The 23,150-nt window shown below is 45.8% G+C and carries 19 protein-coding genes and 1 tRNA gene; 9 read left to right on the top strand and 11 right to left on the bottom strand.

The window, feature by feature from the left end; all coding sequences use genetic code 11:
* The first annotated feature begins 176 nt into the window (after window positions 1-176).
* The 5 genes from cysM to NI462_RS12930 all read left to right on the top strand — a co-directional run bounded on the left by cysM (window position 177) and on the right by NI462_RS12930 (window position 6,465).
* Window positions 177-1,106, top strand: a complete 930-nt coding sequence (cysM, locus tag NI462_RS12950) for a cysteine synthase CysM (protein ID WP_004281649.1) — start codon at window positions 177-179, stop codon at window positions 1,104-1,106.
* Window positions 1,107-1,124: 18 nt separating this feature from the next.
* Window positions 1,125-1,943: a 3'-5' exonuclease gene (locus NI462_RS12945; protein WP_044110575.1), complete on the top strand. Its 819-nt coding sequence runs from the start codon at window positions 1,125-1,127 to the stop codon at window positions 1,941-1,943.
* Between the two features lie 6 nt (window positions 1,944-1,949).
* Entirely contained in the window at window positions 1,950-3,338 is a 1,389-nt protein-coding gene (gene rlmD, locus NI462_RS12940) for a 23S rRNA (uracil(1939)-C(5))-methyltransferase RlmD (RefSeq protein WP_253160934.1), read from the top strand.
* A gap of 32 nt (window positions 3,339-3,370) precedes the next feature.
* Window positions 3,371-5,680, top strand: a complete 2,310-nt coding sequence (locus NI462_RS12935) for a RelA/SpoT family protein (RefSeq protein WP_044110572.1) — start codon at window positions 3,371-3,373, stop codon at window positions 5,678-5,680.
* A gap of 101 nt (window positions 5,681-5,781) precedes the next feature.
* The gene (locus NI462_RS12930; RefSeq protein ID WP_222112429.1) at window positions 5,782-6,465 is read left to right on the top strand and encodes a hypothetical protein; all 684 of its coding nucleotides are present in this window, start codon (window positions 5,782-5,784) and stop codon (window positions 6,463-6,465) included.
* A gap of 24 nt (window positions 6,466-6,489) precedes the next feature.
* Here NI462_RS12930 and secF read toward each other — a convergent pair whose 3' ends face one another.
* The 8 genes from secF to queA all read right to left on the bottom strand — a co-directional run bounded on the left by secF (window position 6,490) and on the right by queA (window position 14,768).
* Window positions 6,490-7,464 carry a protein translocase subunit SecF gene (gene secF / locus NI462_RS12925; protein WP_171066787.1) on the bottom strand — a complete coding sequence of 325 codons (975 nt, stop codon included), beginning with the start codon at window positions 7,462-7,464 and terminating at the stop codon, window positions 6,490-6,492.
* An 8-nt stretch (window positions 7,465-7,472) separates the two neighbouring features.
* Entirely contained in the window at window positions 7,473-9,371 is a 1,899-nt protein-coding gene (secD, locus tag NI462_RS12920) for a protein translocase subunit SecD (RefSeq protein ID WP_004733746.1), read from the bottom strand.
* Between the two features lie 51 nt (window positions 9,372-9,422).
* Complete coding sequence (gene yajC, locus NI462_RS12915; protein WP_004645158.1) at window positions 9,423-9,752, bottom strand: preprotein translocase subunit YajC; 330 nt, start codon at window positions 9,750-9,752, stop codon at window positions 9,423-9,425.
* 100 nt (window positions 9,753-9,852) lie between these two features.
* Window positions 9,853-10,983, bottom strand: a complete 1,131-nt coding sequence (tgt, locus tag NI462_RS12910; protein ID WP_005252828.1) for a tRNA guanosine(34) transglycosylase Tgt — start codon at window positions 10,981-10,983, stop codon at window positions 9,853-9,855.
* Window positions 10,984-11,113: 130 nt separating this feature from the next.
* Window positions 11,114-11,956 (bottom strand): DUF4303 domain-containing protein, encoded by an 843-nt coding sequence (locus tag NI462_RS12905; protein WP_253160932.1) that lies wholly within the window; start codon window positions 11,954-11,956, stop codon window positions 11,114-11,116.
* 113 nt (window positions 11,957-12,069) lie between these two features.
* Window positions 12,070-12,639: a LemA family protein gene (locus tag NI462_RS12900; RefSeq protein ID WP_004645163.1), complete on the bottom strand. Its 570-nt coding sequence runs from the start codon at window positions 12,637-12,639 to the stop codon at window positions 12,070-12,072.
* 49 nt (window positions 12,640-12,688) lie between these two features.
* Window positions 12,689-13,717 (bottom strand): hypothetical protein, encoded by a 1,029-nt coding sequence (locus NI462_RS12895; RefSeq protein ID WP_253160930.1) that lies wholly within the window; start codon window positions 13,715-13,717, stop codon window positions 12,689-12,691.
* A gap of 16 nt (window positions 13,718-13,733) precedes the next feature.
* Window positions 13,734-14,768 (bottom strand): tRNA preQ1(34) S-adenosylmethionine ribosyltransferase-isomerase QueA, encoded by a 1,035-nt coding sequence (gene queA, locus NI462_RS12890; protein ID WP_253160928.1) that lies wholly within the window; start codon window positions 14,766-14,768, stop codon window positions 13,734-13,736.
* 167 nt (window positions 14,769-14,935) lie between these two features.
* Here queA and NI462_RS12885 point away from each other — a divergent pair.
* Window positions 14,936-15,022 (top strand) — tRNA-Leu (locus tag NI462_RS12885).
* A 251-nt stretch (window positions 15,023-15,273) separates the two neighbouring features.
* On the opposite strand, the gene NI462_RS12880 is transcribed toward NI462_RS12885, so the two are convergent.
* The gene (locus tag NI462_RS12880; protein ID WP_253160926.1) at window positions 15,274-17,505 is read right to left on the bottom strand and encodes an NADP-dependent isocitrate dehydrogenase; all 2,232 of its coding nucleotides are present in this window, start codon (window positions 17,503-17,505) and stop codon (window positions 15,274-15,276) included.
* Window positions 17,506-17,988: 483 nt separating this feature from the next.
* Between NI462_RS12880 and NI462_RS12875 the strand changes: the two genes are divergently transcribed.
* Together NI462_RS12875 and NI462_RS12870 are read left to right on the top strand one after the other, a co-directional pair.
* A complete protein-coding gene (locus tag NI462_RS12875; protein ID WP_253138205.1) occupies window positions 17,989-18,498 on the top strand; it encodes a DUF1543 domain-containing protein in 510 nt (169 codons plus the stop codon).
* Between the two features lie 137 nt (window positions 18,499-18,635).
* Window positions 18,636-19,628 (top strand): DUF2804 domain-containing protein, encoded by a 993-nt coding sequence (locus NI462_RS12870; protein WP_253160924.1) that lies wholly within the window; start codon window positions 18,636-18,638, stop codon window positions 19,626-19,628.
* A 61-nt stretch (window positions 19,629-19,689) separates the two neighbouring features.
* On the opposite strand, the gene NI462_RS12865 is transcribed toward NI462_RS12870, so the two are convergent.
* Window positions 19,690-20,568, bottom strand: coding sequence for a metal-dependent hydrolase (locus NI462_RS12865; RefSeq protein WP_004733761.1), 879 nt, complete (start codon window positions 20,566-20,568; stop codon window positions 19,690-19,692).
* Window positions 20,569-20,710: 142 nt separating this feature from the next.
* Here NI462_RS12865 and NI462_RS12860 point away from each other — a divergent pair, with 142 nt between their 5' ends.
* Window positions 20,711-21,748: an AraC family transcriptional regulator gene (locus NI462_RS12860; RefSeq protein WP_253160922.1), complete on the top strand. Its 1,038-nt coding sequence runs from the start codon at window positions 20,711-20,713 to the stop codon at window positions 21,746-21,748.
* A gap of 49 nt (window positions 21,749-21,797) precedes the next feature.
* On the opposite strand, the gene NI462_RS12855 is transcribed toward NI462_RS12860, so the two are convergent.
* Complete coding sequence (locus tag NI462_RS12855; protein ID WP_253160920.1) at window positions 21,798-23,132, bottom strand: Na+/H+ antiporter NhaC family protein; 1,335 nt, start codon at window positions 23,130-23,132, stop codon at window positions 21,798-21,800.
* Window positions 23,133-23,150: the final 18 nt, after the last annotated feature.

Below are 23,150 nucleotides of genomic sequence, written 5' to 3'. Positions count from 1 at the left end.
CGTGCCATTGAAAAAATATAGAAATGAAAAGAGCTTAAAGGAGGATTTTAAGTATTTAAAACCAATTCTTCAAATGAGGACACGCCCTAGTGAGTTTTCTGAAAAAGCCTTGCTAAATGGGTGCAGGGAAAAGCATTTTTTCATACAATAGCCGCACCTCGATATAGGTGCAAATAATGAGTAATACCATCCCTGATTTTCAAGCAGATGAATTTTTGTTAGACCATTATGTAGGCAAAACGCCGCTGGTGCGTTTACAGCGTCTGGCAAGTCACACTCAAGCTACAGTACTCGCGAAACTCGAAGGCAATAACCCAGCAGGTTCGGTCAAAGACCGTCCGGCCTATAATATGATCATGCAGGCCGAGAAGCGTGGGCAGATCAAACCGGGTGACACCCTGATTGAGGCAACGAGCGGAAATACGGGGATTGCATTGGCGATGGTCGCAGCAATGCGTGGCTATAAAATGAAGCTGATCATGCCGAACAATATGAGTCAGGAACGTAAGGACGCGATGCGTGCGTATGGTGCCGAGCTAATTGAAGTAACCAAAGAGCAGGGCATGGAAGGTGCACGTGATCTTGCTGCTCAAATGCAGAATGATGGTGTGGGTCTGGTGCTGAATCAGTTCGGAAATCCGGACAATGTCGAAGCGCATTACCTGACCACGGGTCCAGAAATCTGGCAGCAAACCGGTGGCAAAATTACCCATTTTGTCAGTTCTATGGGTACCACCGGCACCATCATGGGTGTGTCGAAATACCTGAAAGAAATGAATCCTGATATTCAGATCGTCGGTTTACAGCCATCTGATGGTTCAAGCATTGCCGGAATCCGTCGCTGGCCAGAAGAATATCTGCCAACCATTTTCGACCGCAGCCGAGTCGATCGCATTATTGATATTCCACAAATCGAGGCTGAAAAAACCATGCGTAAGCTGGCACAGAAAGAAGGCATTAGTGCCGGAACCTCTTCTGGTGGGGCAGTGTGGGCCTCGATTAAACTGGCGGAAGAACATCCGGATGCAGTGATTGTGTGTATTATCTGTGACCGTGGTGACCGTTACTTGTCTACAGGGTTATTCTCTGTACAAGATCCTGAATAATTATTTGAGCACTGTTTTATGCGCCTGCCTGTTTTAACTTTCGATATTGAAACCCAAACCGATCTCAAATCAGGCGCGCATCTGTTTGGTCTGGACCTGCCCGAAGCAGATCTGGATCAGGCCTTGACCAAATTACGCCGTCAGGATTCAGGCTCGGATTTTCAGCGTTTGCCGCTGCATGAAATCGTCTGTATTTCCGGTTTGTGGATGGATGAGCAGGGCATGAAGCTGTTTTCGTTTAGTCGAGAACAGCATTCTGAAGCAGAAATTTTGAAAAAATTCTTGTCGATTTTTGACAAGCGCCATCCGACTCTAGTGAGTTGGAACGGCTCACAGTTTGATTTACCAGTGATTTTATACCGCGCCATGTATCATGGGCTCTCTGCACCGAGTCTGTTCGATCAGGGCGAAATTGATACGCAAAAGCGTTATAATAACTACCAGAATCGTTACCATCATCGTCATGTCGACTTGATGGATGTGATGGCCATGTTTCATGCCCGTCATTTCCAGAAGCTGGATGATGTTGCACATTTGCTGGGCTATCCAGGCAAGCGCGGTGACGGAGCCTATCGGGTTCCGGAATATGTCCGCAATCAGCAATGGACCGAACTAACGTCTTATTGTGAAGGTGATGTCCTGAATACCTGGCTGGTGTATATCCGCTGGTTGCTGTTAAAAGGCCAGCTGTTGCTGCCGGATTATCAGCATCTGCTGCAAAGCACGATTCAATATTTGCAGACTCAACCGCAACATGCGGACTTTTTATCAGTCTGGCGTGAAACTTCACAACGAACTGAATTTACCCAATTTGATTTTCCCATCTCCACACCCTAGGTTTTCATGAAACATCGAGCACAAGCACGTCCTATCCAGCAACCCGAGTATATTTTTCAGGTTGAGTCACTATCGCATGAGGGACGTGGCATCGCTCATTATGGTTCACATCCGGATCATCCGCAGCATAAACATGGCAAGAAAGTCTTTATCCGTTATGCCTTGCCGGGTGAAACCGTGCGTGCCCGCATTACCCGCGAAGTTAAGAAGCTAGAAGAAGCCGACAGTCTTGAATTGTTGAGCGATGCTTCTGAGATTCGCGTGAAGCCGGTGTGTCCACATTTTGGGATTTGCGGTGGCTGTAATATGCAGCATATCGCTGCGGATGCGCAGATTGAACTGAAACAGAATGTGCTGAAATCGCATCTTCAGCATTTTGCTGGAATCCAGCCCGATCAATGGCTACCGCCTTTACGTTCACAACGTGAAGATTATCGCCGTAAAGCGCGAATCGGGGTGCGTTATCTGCCTTCCAAGGATCAGCTGGTGTTGGGCTTTCGTGAAAATCAGTCCAACAAACTTACGCCGATTGATCGCTGTATGATCTTGGATCGCGAGTTTGGCTCGGTTACACGTCTTAAACAATTGCTGCAAGGTCTCAATGGCAAGGCCGACATCGGTCATATAGAATTGGCCATGGGGGATCAGGACATTGCGCTGCTGGTGCGTGAAACTGCAAAATTATCTGCTGCCGATGTCAACCAATTGCGCGAATTTACGTTACAGAAAGGCTGGCAACTCTATTTGCAGCCTGCTGGCAAAGAAACGCTCTCGCGGATAGATGATCCAGAAGCATCTGCACGCTTACACTATGGTCTTGATGACTTTGATGTGAAATTCGGCTTTAATCCTCTGGACTTTACCCAGGTAAATTCAAGCATTAATCCGCAAATGGTACGATTGGCATGTGATTTGCTTCAGCTACAACAGGGTGAACGGGTTCTGGATCTGTTTTGTGGATTAGGAAACTTTTCTTTGCCGTTGGCGCGCTGTGTTGGTGCGTCGGGTCAGGTGATGGCGGTCGAGGGAAGTGATGAAATGGTTCGACGTGGTGCGGAAAATGCCAAAAACAACGGTATTGCACAAATAGCGTTCTATTCACAAGATTTAACCAAAGATTTCTCGCACCACACTTGGGCAAAGCAAGGTTTTGATGCATTATTAATCGACCCGCCACGTGCCGGGGCAGAAGAAGTGATGCATTATATCCCTCAGTTTGGAGCTAAAAGAATCGTTTATGTGTCATGTAATCCTGCGACACTCGCCAGAGATGCAGGACTCTTGGTACAACAGGGCTATCGTCTCACCCAAGCGGGCGTGATGGATATGTTTACACATACTGGACATGTGGAATCAATCGCATTGTTCGAAAAAGAAAATCAAATAAACGATTAAAGAAATGATGTTTTTAAAAGTAGGAGACGGGTATGGTCACAGTACGTGAGCAACTCCCTGGACGACTCAATGAGTTGTCACAGGAGACGACTGTAGAACATGCCGAACAAGCACACCAGGATCTGACTGAATGGTTGGATCGGGTTCGTGGCATATTAGATGGCGCACCTTTAACGCAGCTCGAAGAAGTCGCCCACTTAACATTAGAAAGAGAGCTGCAAAGTACGGTTCAGCACCGCTCCAATACCTTTTATACTGGTATTGAGATGGCGGATATTCTGGCGCATCTGCATGTCGATGAAGATACTTTGTCCGCAGCCATGCTGTATCGTGCTGTTCGTGAAGGCGTCATGCCACTCAGTGAAGTATTGGAACAGTTCGGCGAACAGGTGCATAGCCTGGTCAAAGGTACGCTTGCCATGGGTAAGCTGTCTGAGCTGATCGAAAAAAATAAACGCCTGGAAGATCATTTCAATAATAACCAGCGTGAACATCTGTCTGGCATTTACAAAATGCTGATCTCGGTCACCGAAGATGTACGGGTTGTTCTGGTCAAGCTGGCCGAACGTACCTATGCCTTGCGTGAACTGGCCAATTCCTCGCGTGAGCGTCAGGAACGGGTGGCCCGAGAAATTCTGACCATTTACTCGCCACTGGCACACCGCTTGGGCATTGCCCAGCTGAAATGGGAGCTGGAAGATCTGGCTTTCCGTTATCTTGCGCCGGAACGTTATAAAGAAATTGCTTCCTTACTGAATGAAAAGCGTCTGGAGCGTGAACAGTATATTCAGTTTGTGATTGATAAATTACGCAATGAATTGGCCGAACATGGTATCGAAGCTGAAATTAATGGCCGGGTGAAACACATTTATTCGATTTATCGAAAAATGAAAAGCAAGAACCTGAGCTTTGACCAACTCTATGATATTCGTGCTTTACGGGTACTGGTGAAAAGTGTACCGGAGTGTTACCACACTTTAGGTATTGTGCATCAGATCTGGCGCCATATTCCGCATCAGTTTGATGACTATATTACCAATCCGAAAGCCAATGGTTATCGTTCTTTACATACTGCAGTGATTGCCGAGAACAAGTCACTTGAAGTGCAGATTCGTACTCATGCAATGCATGACGAAGCTGAACTTGGGGTGTGTTCACACTTTAATTATAAAGAAGGCGCGAAAACTACAGATCGCTCTTTTAACCATCGTCTACATTCCTTACGTGCGGTACTTGAGCATTATCAAGAACGCAATGAAAGCAGTGCACATAAAGAATCTGAAGATGAAATCGAGAATTTTGAACATATTCAAGATTTTGAAGGCTTCGAAAAGATCTATGTGTTTAGCCGTGATGGCGATATCAAAGAGCTACCACGTGATTCGACCGTACTCGACTTTGCTTATCATGTGCATACCGAGGTCGGAAACAAGTGCTATGCCGCACGGGTAAATCAGCGCTATGTGCCGCTGACCTATACTCTGAAAACCGGTGAACAGGTTGAAATTCTGACCAAAAAAGACCGGGAACCGAACCGGGACTGGCTGGTTAATTCGCTGGGTTATATCAAAACTGCCCGTGCGCGGGACAAGCTGCGCCACTGGTTCCGCCAGCAAGATCGCAGCAAGAATCTGGAAGTTGGCCGTGAAGTACTGAACAAGGAACTATCACGTCTGGCAATTCACCCGAAATCGATTGATCTGAGTGATTATTGCAACCACTTCAATGTCAAAACCGGTGATGATATTCTGGTCAATCTGGTCAATGGTGATATCAGCCTGCATGCCCTGATTAATCAGGTGAATCGTCACATGCATCTGGATCAGGACGAACCTGAACTGGTGCTAAAACCTGCCCTGAACCCGCGTGCCAGTCATACACTGTCAGCGCACGGGATTCTGATCGATGGTTTGGATAACGTGGAACTACATGTCGCGCAATGTTGCCAACCGGTGCATGGTGAATCGATTGCTGGCTATATCACTCTGAATCGTGGTGTGAGCATTCATAAAGTCGCTTGTCCGGACTATGTGCGCATGATTACCCAAGAGCCTGAACGTGCGGTAGAAGCCGACTGGGAAATGCAGCCGACTCGTGGTCAAAGTGTGCAGATTGTGGTGGAAGCTTATGATCGACGCGGTTTGCTCAAAGATCTGACGCAAGTAATTTTCTCGGATCAGATCAATATCCGTCAGGTGAATACCATTTCGGAAGCGGATGGTATTGCCAATATGAAGCTGTTGATTGAAGTCAAAGGTCTGGCACAACTTTCCAAGCTTTTGGCTCGTCTAGAGCAGCAGCCGGGAATTATCAGCGCACGCCGTCTGGTACAGGGTACTTAATTTCCCTTATGTAAGTTTAAAAAGCCTGCAATTCAATTGCGGGCTTTTTTATTGTAAGGTATTTAAATTACATGCATAAAAAAATAGACCAACAGACCGAGATGAGCGCGACTGAAATATTTGAACGTAGACGAAATAATCTGGCCAAGGTCATTGATCTGCTGATCGAGACACAGCAATTTAAAACTGGCAAAGAAATCTGTGAGCATTTCGGCTTGTCTGCATCGTATATCGCTCAATTGCTGAATAGCAAACGCCAGATCGGCGAGAAAGCAGCAAGGGAGCTGGAACAACAACTGGGTCTAGATGTGCTCATTCTAGATCAGTCGACTGAACCAAAAGTTGAATTATCTCCAATTCCAGCGCAAGGTGTACTGTTGCAAATGCAGGTGGTGCAACAGCAGGCATTCGCACTTATCTCCTTGGATTCAGCGCTCTCATTCAATCAGGATATTTTTCATCTGCAAGCACAGCATTATGCGATTTGGGTAGCAGGGCCGTATTATTTTCCCAGCTTAAAACCGGGCTGGTGGCTGGTTTGTGACAAACAGGCCGAGTTATCCACTGCAGGCATACTCTGTGTGTATCTGCTCAATGGCTTGCAGCTCATTTTGCAACTGGTCAGTGAAACTCAGGATCATTATGAATTTCAAAGTCTGGATGAAAGCAGAAAGGTGGTTTTCCAGAAAACTGATATTGAGAAAATCCATCCAGTCATTGCGATTATTCCCGCTGCCACATATTCAAACGGCAGAAATAATTCAGCCCATCATAAGACGGGCTGAACGATGAACATGAAACAGAACAGATTATGGAATCTGGTTCTCGTCTTCAAATTCTGGTTTCACCTGAACAATAAAGTCCTGACGGTTTAGACCACGCCACAAGGCAAAGGCCGTACCGATATAGATGGACGAATAGGTCCCGACAAAGACACCAACAAACATCGCGATCGAGAACCATTTCAGACCATCGCCGCCCATCAGCATCATGGCAAGCACCACCAGCAATAAGGTCATAGAGGTATGAATGGTACGACGCAGCGTTTCAGTCAGGGCAATGTTAATGATTTCGACCGGTTCTGCACCACGAATCTTACGGAAGTTCTCACGGATACGGTCAGAGACCACGATATTATCGTTCAGTGAGAAACCGATGATTGCAAGGAGTGCTGCAAGTACAGTCAGGTCAAATGGCCATTGCATCATCGCAAAAATCCCGAGGGTAACGACGATATCATGGAACAGTGACAATACTGCACCCATAGCCAGCTTGACCTCAAAGCGGATGGTGACATAGACCAGCATCAGCAGGAGCGCAAGTGCCACAGCACCGCCAGAACGGACATAGAGCTCATTACCGACCTGTCCACCGACGACATCAACCTTCGGTACTTCTGCCGCATTATTTGGCAGTTGAACTGCGGCTGTAACAGCTTTGGTCAGGTCTTCAGCTTCGATATCTTCCTGAACCGGCATACGCACCATCAGGTCACGTTCAGAACCTAAAGTCTGAACCACAGCATCATTAAAGCCTGCCTGGTTCAATGCCTTGGAGACATCTTCAGGTTTGACCGGATTGGTATAGTTTAATTCGGCTGCCACACCACCGGTAAAGTCTAAACCGAGGTTCAGGCCTTTGGTGGCAATAAAGAAGATACTCGCAACGGTTAAGAGGATTGAAAACAATGCCGCAGGCATCGCAATCTTCATAAACGGAATAATGCGTTCGTCTTCCGGGCGACCGTACTGTTTTTGATTCAGTTGAGTATTTTCAGTCATCAGTGATCTCCTTAAATGCTCAACTTTTTCAAGTTACGTTTTTTGCCATAAATGAGCTGTACCACGGCACGCGTTACTGTAATGGCAGTAAACATCGAGCAGACAATACCAATCATCAGGGTTACGGCAAAGCCTTTGATCGGACCTGTACCAATCGCGAACAGAATGAACGCCACCAGGAATGTGGTCAAGTTCGAGTCGAAAATGGTGTTATAGGCACGATCATAACCGGCCACAATCGCCTGTTTTGGCGAAGCTCCCCATTTCATTTCTTCCCGTATTCGTTCACAGATCAGTACGTTGGCATCGACCGCCATACCGATGGTAATGACGATACCGGCAATACCCGGAAGGGTAAGGGAAGCGCCAATCCAAGACATGACTGTCAGAATCATCGCCAGGTTAAAGACCAAGGCAAAGTTGGCAATCACACCAAACAGACGGAAGAATACCACCATCCAGATGGCGACCAGAAGGAAACCGATCTGAGTTGAAAGTACACCTTTATCGATGTTTTCTTGACCCAGACTTGGACCAATTACACGTTCTTCAACAAAATACATTGGCGCAGCCAACGCACCTGCACGCAGCATCAAGGCAAGTTCAGCAGCTTCTTGCGGCGAGTCCAGGCCAGTAATACGGAACTGAGAACCCAGTACTGCCTGAATGGTTGCAGCGTTAATGACTACAGATTCAGTATACGGGGTACGAACTTCAGTCTGAGTGCCGGTCGCAGGGTCTTCCACATAATTAATGCGCTGCTTGTTCTCGATGAACAAGACGGCCATACGTTTGCCGACCGCATTACGGGTGGCATCCGACATCAGTTTGCCGCCTGCGCTGTCCAAGGTAATGTTAACTTCAGCACCGCCTGTGTCTTGGCTAAAGCCACTTGATGCATTCTGAACACGTTCACCGGTTAAGATACGGTTACGGTTCAAGAGGAGCTGACGACCACTGTCCAGTGACTCATAAGCAAAGACTTCTGTGCCTGGTGGCAATGCACCCGTTGCCTGACCGGTATATGGATCAATATATTGATCATTCAGGTCAGACACCAGACGGAACTCGAGGTTCGCGGTACGACCTAAGACACGTTTCGCTTCAGCGGTATCCTGCACACCAGGAAGCTCAACCACAATACGGTTGCTGCCCTGAGTTTGAACCAGTGCTTCTGCCACACCTAACTCGTTAATACGGTTACGTAAAGTGGTCAAGTTCTGATTGACAGCATAAGATTCAATTTCTTGCTTACGCACATCAGTATAGTTTAGACGTAAGGTCGAACCGGTCTCGGTCGCAACAGCCTGCTGGGTAAACTCATTGCCATTACGGCGCAAGAAGTCCATCGTTGCAGAACGATCATCATTGTTGGCAAACTGCATCACAATGGTGTTGTTGCTTAAATTCAGGCTATTAAATTTCAGGTTGTTATCACGCAACTGACGACGTAGATCCGTCGCAGAGGTTTCCATGCGCTGGGAAATGGCCTTGTCCATATCCACTTCAAGCAAGAAGTGAACACCACCACGTAAATCCAGGCCGAGCTTCATTGGTTTGGCACCAATTTTTTGCAGCCATTCTGGGGTGGTCGGGGCAAGGTTCAATGCAACCACGTAATCATCACCTAAACCACGACGTAAAGCCTCTTTAGCTTTAAGCTGCGATTCACTTGAATCTACACGTAATAAAGCTGCATTGTTGCCAAAGCTATTGTCATGGGTGGCAATATTTTCAGTTTTTAAAATTTGCTCTGCTTTTTGTACGATGCTTGCATCAATTTGAGTACCGGCTTTGGCACCCGAAATCTGTACAGCAGGTTCATCTGGATACAAACTTGGCAGGGCATATAAGGTACTGATCACCAGGACAACCAGGATCAGTACATATTTCCATGCTGGGTAACGCATTCGTTTTCTTCTTAAAATGAAAAAGTCGTGCGAGGGCACGACTATTTTTGATTAAAGGTTATTTAAAGTGCCTTCAGGGAGGACTGAAATCACACTTGCACGTTGAACTTTGACTTCTACACCACGGCTCAATTCAACCACTGCGAAGTCACCTTCAATCTTGGTGATTTTGCCCATTAATCCGCCTGCAAATACCACTTCACTGCCAACGCCAAGGCTGTCGACCAAAGCACGGTGTTCTTTGGCACGTTTAGATTGAGGACGCCAGATCAAGAAATAGAAGATTGCAATAAAAACAGCAATCATCAAAAGGTTCGCCATCATGCTTGGTTGTTGTGCAGCTTCACCTGCAGCGTGAGCAGTCGAAATAAAAAGGCTCATTACATTTTCCTAAAATAAAAAACTGGTGATCAACTCGATAATAAATTGACATATTCTTGCAATTTACATTGTCTTTTTCCTCAGCGCAAATACTGATGGATTAATCTTGCGGACAAGGTGGCACTTCCAGGCCACGGCGGGCATAAAAGTCATGAACAAATTCGTCAAATGTACCGTTGTCTAATGCATCACGCATCGCTTCAGTCAAACGCAGGTAATAGCGCAGATTATGAATCGTACCGAGCATAGAGCCGAGCATTTCTCCACATTTCTCAAGATGGAATAAATAGGCACGGGTAAAGTTCTGGCAGGTATAGCAGTCGCAATGCGGATCGAGTGGACTCTGGTCATGACGATATTTACTATTACGGATCCGCACCAAGCCGTCTGTCACAAAATAGTGACCGTTACGTGCATTTCGGGTTGGCATCACGCAGTCAAACATATCCACACCACGACGTACCGCTTCCACAATATCTTCAGGCTTGCCGACACCCATCAAATAACGCGGTTTGTCTGCAGGCATTTTTTCTGGAAGATAATCCAGTACCTTGATCATTTCCTCTTTTGGCTCACCAACGGACAGGCCGCCAATCGCATAACCATCAAAGTCGATTTCTAGCAGGCCTTTTAAAGATTCATCACGTAAATCTTCATACATGCCGCCTTGAATAATACCGAACAGCGCATTACGGTTTTTCAGCACGTCATGATGCTGGGTTTTACAGCGTTTGGCCCAGCGTAAAGAAAGTTGCAACGATTTTTGCGCTTCTTCATGCGTCGCAGGGTACGGGGTACATTCATCAAAAATCATCACAATGTCAGAGTTCAGCGTGTGCTGAATATCCATTGAAATTTCAGGAGATAAAAATACTTTTGAGCCATCAATCGGCGAGCGGAAGGTTACACCTTCTTCTTTGATTTTACGCATTGCGCCCAGACTGAAGACCTGAAAACCGCCTGAATCGGTCAAAATGGGGCTATTCCATTTCATAAAGCCGTGCAGGCCACCATGTTCACGAATCACATCCAGTCCTGGACGTAGATACAAATGGAAAGTATTGCCCAGAATGACTTGAGATTTGATCTCTTTAATATCGCGCGGCAACAGGCCCTTGACCGTACCATACGTACCCACAGGCATGAACATCGGGGTTTCCACCACACCATGTTCAAGCGTTAAACGACCACGACGGGCACGGCCCGACTGACCTAATTTTTCAAACTTCATAGGAGTTCCACATCAAGGCGAAAAAACAGTTCGCTGATTGTTATAGCTAAAGGGCGCTATTTTCCTTGATTCTTACACTAAACGCCAGCATTGTAGAGCATTCGCTCTGTAATTTTATTTATCGCTGAAGCTAGGGAACATCCGTAGAAATGGGTGGATGTACAGAAAACTGCTGCAAACGCTGCTGGATATCTTCCCGGCTGAGGGCGCAGCTGCCATCCGGTTCTGAGGCCATTGCGGCGATATGCTGGATCAGTTTCTGGATATAAATATTGCTATCGACAAAATAGGATTCCAAGGTCAGCAAATAGGCATCTTGTGCCACTTGCAGATAATCATAAGGTTCCATCACCAGCATCTGCTCCAGATCAATCAGAATATCCTTGTCGTTTTGCGAGAGTTTCAAGCGTTTCTGCATGGCAGGTAAATGAGTAGTTTGTCTGGATGCCAGAAATTTCTGTAAATGAATATGGGCCGGATTAAGTGTCTGCGCGGATTGGCATTCAAATTCGACTTGGGTCGGCAGGCTCATGAAAAACAGGATGCGATCCAGATCCAGACCATAAGCCTCAGAAAGACGATATTTGGCCTGTTTAAAACTATCCAGCAATAAATCCAGATGCGTCGCGTGCAGCTGTTTTTGCTGTGCCAATACCGGATGGCCAAAGCTGTGCTGGGTTTTAAAATAATCGGCCAGCAAGGTTTTAAAGGGAATGAGTCCAGAGTGGGGCAAAGCATGTGCCCGATAACGCCATTTCCGGACATTCCAGCGATCCTGTTCCGCCAGATATTGCTGAGGATCTTCAGGATCTTTAAAAATACTGCGTTCAGTCGAAATGGCCAGATCATCCAGCAGTAAAAATTCGTTAAAGACCAGACTGCAGGCATAGATTTCATCATCCTGATAATGGTCATATAGCCGATAAAATTCCTCGACCAGCGTCTGTTGCAAGTGCTCTAAATAATCCAGCATAATTTTTATTCTTTATTTTATAAGTTTTAGATAGGTACAGCCGCATCCTTGGCTATTTTTATAATAAGTTAATGCGCCAAGGATGCAAAATTTTATCAGATCTTGCTGTTCACTCAGTGAAAGTTCGGACGGTAATCAAAATTCTGGGTCACGCTTTGATCACGGAATGGACGTACCACTTTTTTTCTGAGCAACATATTGTTAATGATGTTGTGTGGAAAAATCTGGATCTGGTTGTTAAACAGCTCGACATTGCGATTATAAATGGTAATCGCAGCACCGACATTTTCATTCTGTTCTTCAATTTCAGCCATCATTTTCAGATAGATGTCATTGGCTTTCAGTTCCGGATAATTTTCAATCACCACATTCAGGCTATGCATCAACTGTTTATTCAGACTTTCAATGCGTTGCAACTGTCCAATATCGGCATCCTTGATATTCAGGTTCATGATGTTCTGACGCAGTTCGGTGACTTTTTCTAGCGTGCCTTTTTCAAAACTCGAGTATTGCTCGACCAGCGGTTGCAGCCCATCCAGAATTTTCAGTTTTTGTCGTTCATAACTGGCGACATCCGACCAGGCGCGAATCGTGGCGTTGTGATGACGGACAATACTGTTGCGGATCATGATAATCGTGACAATCAGCGCCACAATGATCAAACATAAAATCAAAAATCCCATCCGAGATCTCCCCAAGCTATATCTATATTTAAAAAATGATGCGAAAAATTTATTTTAAAAACTGCAGCAGATCATGTTGTAAGTTTTCGAGCTGTTTTAATTTAAACGTTCTCAGGTGACCGCGCAATGTGGAAATATCGCTAATATTCTGCTGCTTGCTCGATACCTGAAATAAATCATGTGGCCCCAGATAGCACAGCATCTTGTTTTCCGGGTGAAACAGTAAATCACCCTGACGCTGTTCAAAAAAATCGGCCAGTCGTAGGACAAAACCTGGACTGAGTAATTTGGCAGTTTGCAGCGGATCACTACCATAAAAGCTTAAGCGCTGATTGGTGCGAATATCGCTGCTGTGCCAGGGATGGCTATAAGGATAATAAAATTTCTTTCTGGAAGTCGTAACGGCCAGTCCCTGAATCTGGATATCAAACACAAACACGCCCCACAGGTCTTCATGGACCTGCATCAGTTTGACTGGCTGACCTTCCTTGTTTCGGGCCTGCACTTCATCAATATAGTGGTATTGGAAGAGTAGTACCTGATGTTGCTGGCCGTTTTCGTCTTCCCAGACCGTGCTGGCATAACGTTGAATTTCATTACTCAACGAACCTTGGTTGAATACTGGAAATAATTGTTTTAAATGCCGGATAAAGTGTAGGGGATTAAGTGGCATAGAAATATGCTGTGGTTGTTTTTGAAAGGCAAGCTGATATTTCTTGGCCAGTGCTTGTTCTTCCAGAAAAGCAATGACTTCCTCTAAGGGCTGCTGCTGTTCGTAGCAAATATAAGCCCAGAAAATACAGAGACAGCCGAGAAAAACACTGCTCTGAATCCAGATATTTCCCGGCGCAATAAAAATGCTGCCAATCAGAAAAAGCCCAATTCCGGCAAGCGCAAGCGGCAGGTTATTTTCAAACTTGAGCGTAATCGGGCCATTCCAGGGATGCAGCCCATCCAGCAATTGCTGATGCGTTTTGGCCTGTTGACCCAGATCCCAAAGCCGAGCGATATTTTGAAACACCACTGCATTTTTCTTGCGGCGAATATGAATGGACTGTTGTACAGACTCGATCGGCATGGATAATGGTTCTCGCTTATTGTGCCTGATCAACCAGCATGGCATCGCCATAACTGAAGAAGCGATACTTGCTGTCTACCGCATGCTTGTAAGCATTCAGAATATTGTCACGATTGGACAAGGCGGACACCAGCATTAACAGGGTCGATTCTGGTAAATGGAAGTTGGTGATCAAACGATCGACCACTTTAAACTGATAACCCGGATAAATGAAAATCTGGGTATCACCTGTCCAGGCTGCCAGTTCACCGTTATGTGCTTGTGCTGCACTTTCGACTGCACGGGTGGCAGTCGTGCCTACAGAAATGACTTTATTACCACGCGCTTTGGTCTGACGAATCATCTCGACCGCAGTTTCAGGGACATCGCACCATTCACTATGCATGATGTGATTTTGAATATCATCGGTACGCACTGGCAAAAAAGTACCTGCACCAACATGTAGGGTCACAAAAGTTTTTTGAATCCCTTTGGCTTCCAATTTTGCCAACAGATCGGCATCAAAATGCAGGCTGGCAGTAGGTGCTGCAACGCTGGCCAGTTTGGTTGGGTCATTAAACACGGTTTGATAACGTTCAGTATCAATCTCTTCCGCTTCACGGTTGAAATAAGGCGGAATCGGCAAGGCGCCGTATTGATCCAGCACATCGAGAATTGGTTGTGAAAATTCTACAATAAACAGATTTTCATGACGGCCTTGTACGGTCACTTTCACTGCATCCAGGCCAATAAAAAGTTCTGCACCGGCTTTCGGAGTGTTGCTGGCCTTAATATGACAATAGGCAATAAAGCGATCTTGCATACGCTCAACCAGCACTTCTACCGCACCGCCTGAAGCACGTTTACCTTTTAAACGGGCCTTCATGACTTTGGTGTCGTTTAATACCAACAAGTCGCCGTCTTCAAGTAAATCCAGAATATCGGTAAATTGATGGTCATGATATTGACCTTGGGCATCGAGGTGCAACAGGCGAGAGGCACTGCGTGTTTCCAGTGGGTAGCGAGCAATCAGCTCATCGGGGAGATCAAAATTAAAATCAGAAAGTTGCATGATGATTTACGCTAAAAAAACTGCGGCTAGTATAAACTTTTTTCTTTTTTATGGCGGGAATTGCTCGATTTTAAAACGAAAAAATGCGATTTGTTTTAAAAATAAACAAATGAAAATATTCTGCGTTGACAGTGCTGAGAAATCGCGTATTATACCTTTCATCCACTCCCGAGGTGGTGAAATTGGTAGACGCGGCGGACTCAAAATCCGCTGTCAGAGATGACGTGTCGGTTCGAGTCCGACCCTCGGGACCAAAATTCTAAAAAACCCCAAGCACATTCAGTCTTGGGGTTTTTTATTGTCTGAAAAATAATAACCTGTTTCTTTTTATCTGCTCTTCAAAATTATCTTCTTGATTTAAAAGATAGCTTGTGAAAATAACACTGCATAGAACTGCTTAAAAAATGGATTGCTTCAGTGATTGCGATGCATGAATCAGATATAAAAAACCGGCGCCTAGACGCCGGTTTTTCTACATTACTGACTCAGTCAGTTTTGCAAAAGCTTAGATCGTTTCAAGCGCTGCATTCAAAGTTGCACTTGGACGCATCACTGCATTTACTTTCTCTTGATCAACTGCGTAGTAACCGCCGATGTCTACTGATTTGCCTTGAACTGCTGCAAGCTCAGCAACGATTTTCTCTTCATTTTCAGCTAAAGTTTTTGCAAGTGGTGCAAATTTCGCTTTCAATTCAGCATTTTCGTCTTGAGCAGCAAGTTCTTCAGCCCAGAATTTCGCCAGGTAGAAATGGCTACCACGGTTGTCCAATTCGCCAGTACGACGAGAAGGAGACTTGTCGTTATCTAGCAATTTACCAGTCGCTTGGTCTAAAGTTTTAGCAAGTAACTTGATGTCGTCATTGCCTTCTTTAATACCCATTTCTTCTAAAGATACCGCCAACGCCATGAATTCACCGAGTGAATCCCAACGTAAGTGGTTTTCTTCAACTAACTGCTGTACGTGCTTAGGAGCAGAACCGCCTGCACCTGTTTCGTACATGCCACCACCTGCCATTAATGGCACGATTGACAACATTTTCGCAGATGTACCCAATTCCATGATCGGGAACAAGTCAGTCAGGTAGTCACGCAGGATGTTACCTGTTACAGAAATAGTATCTAGACCGCGAGCAACACGTTCAAGCGTATAACGCATTGCACGTACTTGTGACATGATCTGGATGTCAAGACCAGTGGTGTCATGATCTTTCAGGTATTTTTCAACTTTCTTGATCAGTTCGTTTTCGTGTGGACGGTACGGGTCAAGCCAGAAGATTGCCGGCATGCCAGAGTTGCGTGCACGAGTCACAGCAAGTTTCACCCAGTCGCGGATCGGTGCATCTTTCACCTGACACATACGCCAGATATCGCCTTCTTCCACATTTTGAGACATTAACACTTCACCTGTTTCTAGGTCAGTGATGTTCGCAACACCTGCTTCAGGAATTTCGAAAGTCTTGTCATGTGAACCGTATTCTTCCGCTTTTTGTGCCATCAAACCAACGTTCGGTACAGTACCCATGGTTTTTGGATCGAAGTTGCCATTCCATTTACAGAAATTGATCATTTCCTGGTAAATACGTGCGAAAGTTGATTCAGGCATGACTGCTTTACAGTCGTAAGGCTTGCCGTCAGCGCCCCACATTTTACCGCCACCACGAATCATTGCAGGCATAGAAGCATCTACAATCACGTCGTTTGGTGAATGGAAGTTAGTGATGCCTTTTGCAGAATCAACCATCGCTAAAGCTGGACGGTGTTCTTGACAAGCATGTAAATCAGCAATGATTTCTTCACGTACAGAGGTTGGTAAAGTTTCAAGCTTTTCGTAAAGACCCGCCATACCGTTATTGACATTAATGCCAAGCTCATCAAAAAGCTTGCCATGTTTTTCGAATGCTTCTTTGTAGTAGATTCTTACACAGTGACCAAATACGATTGGGTGAGACACCTTCATCATGGTTGCTTTAACGTGTAAAGAGAACAGGATGCCTGCTTCACGACAGTCTTCAAGTTCTTTCTCGTAGAAGTCGCAAAGTGCTTTCTTGCTCATGAACATTGAATCGATGATTTCGCCGTCCAGAAGCGCAACTTTTGGCTTAAGAACAATCGCTTCACCAGACTTGGTGATCAATTCCATTTTCACATCACGTGCGCGGTCTAAAGTCATCGACTTTTCGCCGTGGTAGAAGTCACCTTCGTCCATGTGTGAAACGTGAGTTTGCGACCACTGTTTCCACTCGCTCATAGAGTGCGGGTGTTTTTTCACGTAGTTTTTAACGGCAGCAGGTGCACGACGGTCTGAGTTACCTTCACGTAGAACAGGGTTTACTGCTGAACCAAGACATTTGCTATAACGTGCCTTGATTGCTTTTTCTTCTTCAGTGGTCGGGTTTTCAGGATAGTCAGGGATTGCATAGCCTTTAGACTGAAGTTCCTTGATACACGCTGTTAGCTGGCCAACAGAAGCACTGATATTTGGGAGTTTGATAATGTTCGTGTCTGGATCTTGTGTAAGACGACCTAGCTCAGCTAGAGTGTCAGGCACCTTTTGCTCTTCGCTTAGGTAATCTGTAAATTCGGAGAGCACGCGCACAGCTACAGAGATGTCACTTTTGACGATCTCAACGCCAGCTGGCTTAGTAAAGGTCTCAATGATCGGCAGCAGAGAATAAGTCGCCAGTAATGGCGCCTCGTCGGTCAGTGTGTAAATGATAGTTGACTTTCCACCAGCCATATATAGCCCCTTGCGTTGGATTGAGTTTCTGAGGACCGAACTTTTGGCCCAGCCTCTTTGAACCGATTTGCTTAAATAAAAACATTGAGAGTATCGTCTTTCAGCGCATTTCAGTCAACGAAATATGCCTTTAGATTGAAATTTGGGCGAAAATTTGTACAGATTTGTGCGGTTTAGTCGTGTTTGTATTTTGTACAAAAAAATAATCCTCTATCGCTGTAAATCCTGATGAAAATGATCGGAAATGATTCGCTAGCCAATTGTATTCACTGAAAATGGTTTTTTGATCCTGACACAGGCTTAAACTGATCCTCGATATGGAGATGGATACCGAGTGACTGGATGCTGTTTGCGCAAATTCAGTCAGGCTGATGATGCAAATTTGTCCTTGGCAGATGGCTACATCATCATGGAATAGCTTTGCGCTATACTGGCAAGCATCAATGAAATGATCTTAAAGATTGACGCTAACAAGGAAATGTAATGCCCAGCCTGTTTATTGTGATGCTCGGTGGTCGTCATGCCCGTGCCAATACAGAAGTTCATGATGTGGTGTTGGCAATAGGAGAGAGTCTGGAAGACACCTATCCGCAATTAAAAAATGCCTGGTTTGCGGAACAGAAAGGTTTGCATATTGATGCCTGGGCGCAAATCAACGGGCTAGAGTTCGAGGGCAAGTCCTATACGCTGCAATTTACTGATGCACAGCCACAGCAATCCGATGAAAAACTTTGGCTGATTAATCTGGGTGGTTATGATCCACGTGAGTTTGGCGAGTTGCATCGTTATGTGCTGGTGGTTGCGCAGAATGCTATGGTGGCCAAACAGCGCGGTAAAGTTTACTTCGCCCGGCACTGGCAAAAACAGCATACCGACCGTGTGCTGGATGTGGATGACTGTATTGCCATTGACCAGGTTTATGGTCGTTATGTACAACTGCTGGAGGGCAGTTTTAGTGGCAATCGCTGGGAAAATACTTATCTCACGATTTAACGCTGTTTGTGATTGAATTAAACCTGCGGCTGGCTTGATGATTCGATAAGCGGTTTAAAAAATCTCTTTATCAAAATTTAATAATTGGCATAATACTGCCAAGGAAAAACAGTTTTGACTGAGATGGAATGTCTTAAATGGATTTAATTCAGGCAAATGGACAACCGCGTTATGGACGTTTCAAGGAGCTTCCAAAAAGTATTGACTATCAGGCATATCAATACAAGAATCCTTATGGTCATGTGCTGTCAGGCTGGCGTAAGCATCTAAAATATAAAAAATTCAAATTCTGTAGTATTCAGCACGAGCATTATACGATTGGACTGGCGATTGCCGATATCGCATGGGCAGGGCATGGTTTTGTCTATGTCTATAACCATATGAGCAATGAAGTGCTGGAATGGAATGCAATTAATTTCCTGTCACGCAACACTGTGCTGGATGAACAGCCGCTGTTTAATCATAGTTATTTTCACAAGTCACCTTTTCAGATCGATATCCAGCATGCCAACGGCGTGCGTTATATCAACGTCAGCAAATATGGCGAGATTAAACTCAGTGCCCGGATTTTTTGTGCTGGCACAGACCCGCTGAGTATGTGCAGTCCGACTGGCATCAACGGCTGGACCTATACCCAGAAACTGACCACTTTGGGCTGTGAAGGCTTTTTCATTAACAAGCAGGGGCAAACCATCCAGTTTAATGAACGCAGCTTTGCCTCATTAGATGATACGTGTGGCTTTTTACGCCCGGAAACGGCTTGGTTCTGGCTGTCCTGTAATTTCTGGGATGTGAACCAGAACCGGATCGGCATTAATCTGGCCTCAGGCGTGAATGAAAGCTTTGGCAATGAAAACTGTCTGTGGATCAATGGAAAGATTTATCCATTGACCGATGTACTGTTCCAGCAGGAATCTGAAAACCAATGGACGATTCAGTCACTGGATGAAAAATTGAATCTGATAGTGAGTACAGGCTGGCGCCGTTATGAAAATCTGAATTTACGTCTGGTGGGGAGCCAGTTTAGTCAGTGGCAGGCCAAGGTTTCCGGAACAATCCAGCAGGATGATCAGGAAATTATTTTACTGAATGAATATGCCTTGCTTGAGCAGCATTATGCCAAATGGTAAAAGTGCAGGACATAAGACCTAATTTAAAAGCCTTCAATTCTGAAGGCTTTTTGATTTGAGCTTAATCTCTGGCGGCCTGCCAGAAGGCTTCACCGGCCTGAATCGGGTCATTGGTTTCGGCTAAGGTTTTTACCCAGACATCATATTGCGCAATAACCGGATGCTGACTAGGATGGAAGTCTTTTTTAAACCAGTCCCGATATTGTGGGCCCATGCGGGTCAAGGTGCCGTTACGGCCAAACAACCAGGGCAGTCCTTTCAGGTTCATTTGCAGACGCTCTAAGACACTGAAGCCATCATGTTTCAGCATGACATTGGCGCGATAGGCGGTATAACTAAACATCAAAAATGTCGTACTGAGCAGGGTCATTTTGCGCATCCATTCAGGTGTTTTTGCGACCTCTTTCATCACGTCAAAAGCCACATCACGATGTTCCATTTCTTCAATCGCATGCCAGGCAAACATGGCACGTACATAAGGATGGCCGTCTTTTAAGGTGGATTTCTGACCGTAAAAAGTTTCAGCCATCAGCGCGGTCAAGTGTTCTGCCGCTGCCGTAGTTGCAATATTGAACTGTGCTGAACGATGTTTGAGGTCATAGGCGAACATATTATTTAAACGTTCGATAAAATCATCGACGGGCATGCCTTGTTCACGCATCAGCTGGTTCATCTTTTCATGGGCAATGCCGTGCTGTGCTTCCTGACGAATAAAATCTGCCACACGTTGTTGCAGTTCCAGGTCTGTGATCTGATCGCGGAACAGGCGCACACTTTGAATAAAATAACGCTCGCCATCTGGAAAGGTCAGGCTCAAGGCATCGAACATGCGGGTCAGAAAGGGATCGCCGCCAAACCAGTAGCGCGGAATTTCATCCAGTTTAAAATCAAGCTGGGTCCGGACCACGGGCTTTATTGAAGATTTTAATACTGCATTCATCTTAGAAGTTCTTTTTTGTGACGATGCTGACAGTATGTCGGGGAATGCCGTAATTGTTTTGACAGTGCTTGCCAATTTTTATACATTTTATGCCAAATGAAAATAAAACTGCTTAGACTAAAGCAGGCAGCGGGAAGCGCGCATGCAAGAAATTAAAATATCCAATGGTTATATTCAGCTTTGGGCGACTTATCTGCGCAGTCTGCAAATTGAGCCTTTGGAAGCTGACTTTCTGCAAGATGTACATGAAGCGCTTGTCCCCCTGATTGATCAGCCTTTTGCCACGCAAGTGCCGCTGGAATTATTAAATCAGCTTCTGTTAAGAACCCGGCAATATTTAAACTGTCCGCAGCTGATTTTCGAGATCGTGCAGGTCATTCGTCCAGAACATTTTGGTGTGCTCGGTTATATGGCTTCGCGAAGCAGTAGCGTTTCGGAAATGATCCGCCATATTATGCGCTTTCAACGACTGGTGATTGATGGCAGTGAGTTTGTACCTTTGCAGTTGAAACAGCATGAACACAGTATTGAATTATTTTGGGCCTATCTGGATGAAAAATATAATCTGCTCAATGAGCTGACCATGGCCGCGATGGTGCAATTGGGACGCGTCATTTTGCAGGATCATCAACTGTTACTATATTGTGTGCGTTTTGCTCATGCGCCTGATATGGCGAAAATTCATTATCAAAAGTTTTTTGCCAGTGAGGTGAGATTTTCTCAGGACTATTATGGCATAGAACTGGATTTGCAAGGACTGGCACATGGGTCTGAGCAGGCAGATCCGATGCTGTTGCAGCTACTGGTTCATCAGGCAGAACAGGCGATTGCCGCCAAGCCACCACTTGAGAATCACCTGGAACAGGCGCAGCAAATGATTGCCGAACAGCTCCGTACCCGGCATCAGGCGATTAAAGTTGAACAGCTTGCCCTGCAGTTGCTGATGTCGACCCGGAGTTTGCAGCGCTTATTCAGCACCCATGGCACCTCATTTAAAAAACTGCTGGAACAGCAGCGGATTAAACGTTGCGAGCTGCTGTTGCAACAGGGACTGGGGCTGAGGGAGATCGCCGAGCAGCTGGATTACTCTGATCAATCGGCTTTGGCACGGGCCTACAAGGCAGCCACCGGACAGACATTGTTAGAGCGCAAAAGGCAGTTACACCAACAGCGAAGCTAAAAAAAGCGACCCAAACAGGTCGCTTTTTTATTTGAAGAAAATGGTGAGGTTAAGCGCTGGCTTTGATCTTGGAGAATCTAAATGCAATCGCCGCAATCGCAAAAATGGCCAGAATCCAGCAATAGTACACACCACCAATCAGTTCAACCGGCGAGATTTTTGCAATGGAACAGGCCAGTAGTAACTGTGCGCCATAGGGAATCAACCCTTGCACCACACAGGAGAAAATATCCATCAGTGCTGCAGAACGCTTAGGATCCACGCCATATTCTTTGGCAACTTCACGCGCCATATCACCCGACAGAATAATCGCCACGGTATTATTGGCCACAAAGATATTCGAAAACACCACCAGAAAACTAATCCCGATTTCACCGGCACGTTGCTGACCGACTTTAAACAGACGAGTCAGGCTATAAATACGCTCGATCAGCCAGCGTAAACCACCTTCACGTTGCATGATCGCCGAGAGGCCACCCAGGAACATCGACAATAACGCCACTTCAAACATGCCGACAAAGCCCTCATAAATGGAAGTATTCAGTTTGAGCAGATCAAATTCAGCTGTGGCAAACAGGCCAAACAAGCCGGAAAGTAGCACCCCAATGCTCAGCACAGCCAGAACGTGTAAACGGCTAAAGGCTAAAATAAATACGGCGATATAAGGTAAGACCAGAAGCCAGTTGAAGTCCCTGTATTCCACTGCATTGCTACTACCGCTACTCAACACGTAAATCAAAATAGTCACGATTGAGGCTGGAACCGCAATCCAGACATTGACTCTGAATTTGTCACGCAGTTGTACGCCCTGACTGGTCGTTGCAGCAATGGTGGTATCCGAGATCATTGAAAGGTTGTCACCGAACATGGCACCACCGACCACTGCACCAATCGCATAAATCACATCGATATCGGTCACCTGGGTGAAACCAAAAGCGATCGGCGCACAGGCCGCAATGGTGCCCATGGAGGTACCCATCGCCGTGGCAATAAAGGCCGAGATCACAAATAACATCGGCAGAATAAATGTAGGTGGAATCACCGACAGGCCCATCTGCACGGTGGCGTCGACGCTGCCAATGGCGCTACTGACGCTGGCAAAAGCACCTGCCAGCATAAACACCATAAACATCAGAATTAAGTTCGGATGACTGGCACCTCTGAGGAATTCCTCAATGCCCTGGTTGAGTTTGCCGCGATACACTAATGCAGCCAAGATAATCGCAGGCAGGGCAGCGACAGGCGCTTTCACCTGATAGAACGCGAACTCGGTTCCGATCAGGGAATGATAGATCCCGCTACCCAAAAATATGGTTAAAAATACAATAAGCGGCAGCAGTGCAATGGCGCGTGCCTGCACTGTAGCCTCAGAATCAGTCTGCATAGGAGATAAAAAAGTAAG

Source organism: Acinetobacter lwoffii, assembly GCF_024129715.1.
Taxonomy (GTDB): domain Bacteria; phylum Pseudomonadota; class Gammaproteobacteria; order Pseudomonadales; family Moraxellaceae; genus Acinetobacter; species Acinetobacter lwoffii_U.
Note: the sequence above shows the minus strand (reverse complement) of the source record. Positions and strands in the feature narration are given on the sequence as shown.

Coding starts and splice junctions, on each gene's coding strand:
- NI462_RS12895 (WP_253160930.1), bottom strand. CDS start 13,717: ATGCCGATCGAGTCTGTACAACAGTCCATTCATATTCGCCGCAAGAAA.
- rlmD (WP_253160934.1), top strand. CDS start 1,950: ATGAAACATCGAGCACAAGCACGTCCTATCCAGCAACCCGAGTATATT.
- NI462_RS12880 (WP_253160926.1), bottom strand. CDS start 17,505: ATGGCTGGTGGAAAGTCAACTATCATTTACACACTGACCGACGAGGCG.
- NI462_RS12905 (WP_253160932.1), bottom strand. CDS start 11,956: ATGCTGGATTATTTAGAGCACTTGCAACAGACGCTGGTCGAGGAATTT.
- secD (WP_004733746.1), bottom strand. CDS start 9,371: ATGCGTTACCCAGCATGGAAATATGTACTGATCCTGGTTGTCCTGGTG.
- NI462_RS12855 (WP_253160920.1), bottom strand. CDS start 23,132: ATGCAGACTGATTCTGAGGCTACAGTGCAGGCACGCGCCATTGCACTG.
- NI462_RS12930 (WP_222112429.1), top strand. CDS start 5,782: ATGAGCGCGACTGAAATATTTGAACGTAGACGAAATAATCTGGCCAAG.
- NI462_RS12865 (WP_004733761.1), bottom strand. CDS start 20,568: ATGAATGCAGTATTAAAATCTTCAATAAAGCCCGTGGTCCGGACCCAG.
- NI462_RS12870 (WP_253160924.1), top strand. CDS start 18,636: ATGGATTTAATTCAGGCAAATGGACAACCGCGTTATGGACGTTTCAAG.
- yajC (WP_004645158.1), bottom strand. CDS start 9,752: ATGAGCCTTTTTATTTCGACTGCTCACGCTGCAGGTGAAGCTGCACAA.
- tgt (WP_005252828.1), bottom strand. CDS start 10,983: ATGAAGTTTGAAAAATTAGGTCAGTCGGGCCGTGCCCGTCGTGGTCGT.
- cysM (WP_004281649.1), top strand. CDS start 177: ATGAGTAATACCATCCCTGATTTTCAAGCAGATGAATTTTTGTTAGAC.
- NI462_RS12875 (WP_253138205.1), top strand. CDS start 17,989: ATGCCCAGCCTGTTTATTGTGATGCTCGGTGGTCGTCATGCCCGTGCC.
- queA (WP_253160928.1), bottom strand. CDS start 14,768: ATGCAACTTTCTGATTTTAATTTTGATCTCCCCGATGAGCTGATTGCT.
- NI462_RS12860 (WP_253160922.1), top strand. CDS start 20,711: ATGCAAGAAATTAAAATATCCAATGGTTATATTCAGCTTTGGGCGACT.
- NI462_RS12900 (WP_004645163.1), bottom strand. CDS start 12,639: ATGGGATTTTTGATTTTATGTTTGATCATTGTGGCGCTGATTGTCACG.
- NI462_RS12945 (WP_044110575.1), top strand. CDS start 1,125: ATGCGCCTGCCTGTTTTAACTTTCGATATTGAAACCCAAACCGATCTC.
- NI462_RS12935 (WP_044110572.1), top strand. CDS start 3,371: ATGGTCACAGTACGTGAGCAACTCCCTGGACGACTCAATGAGTTGTCA.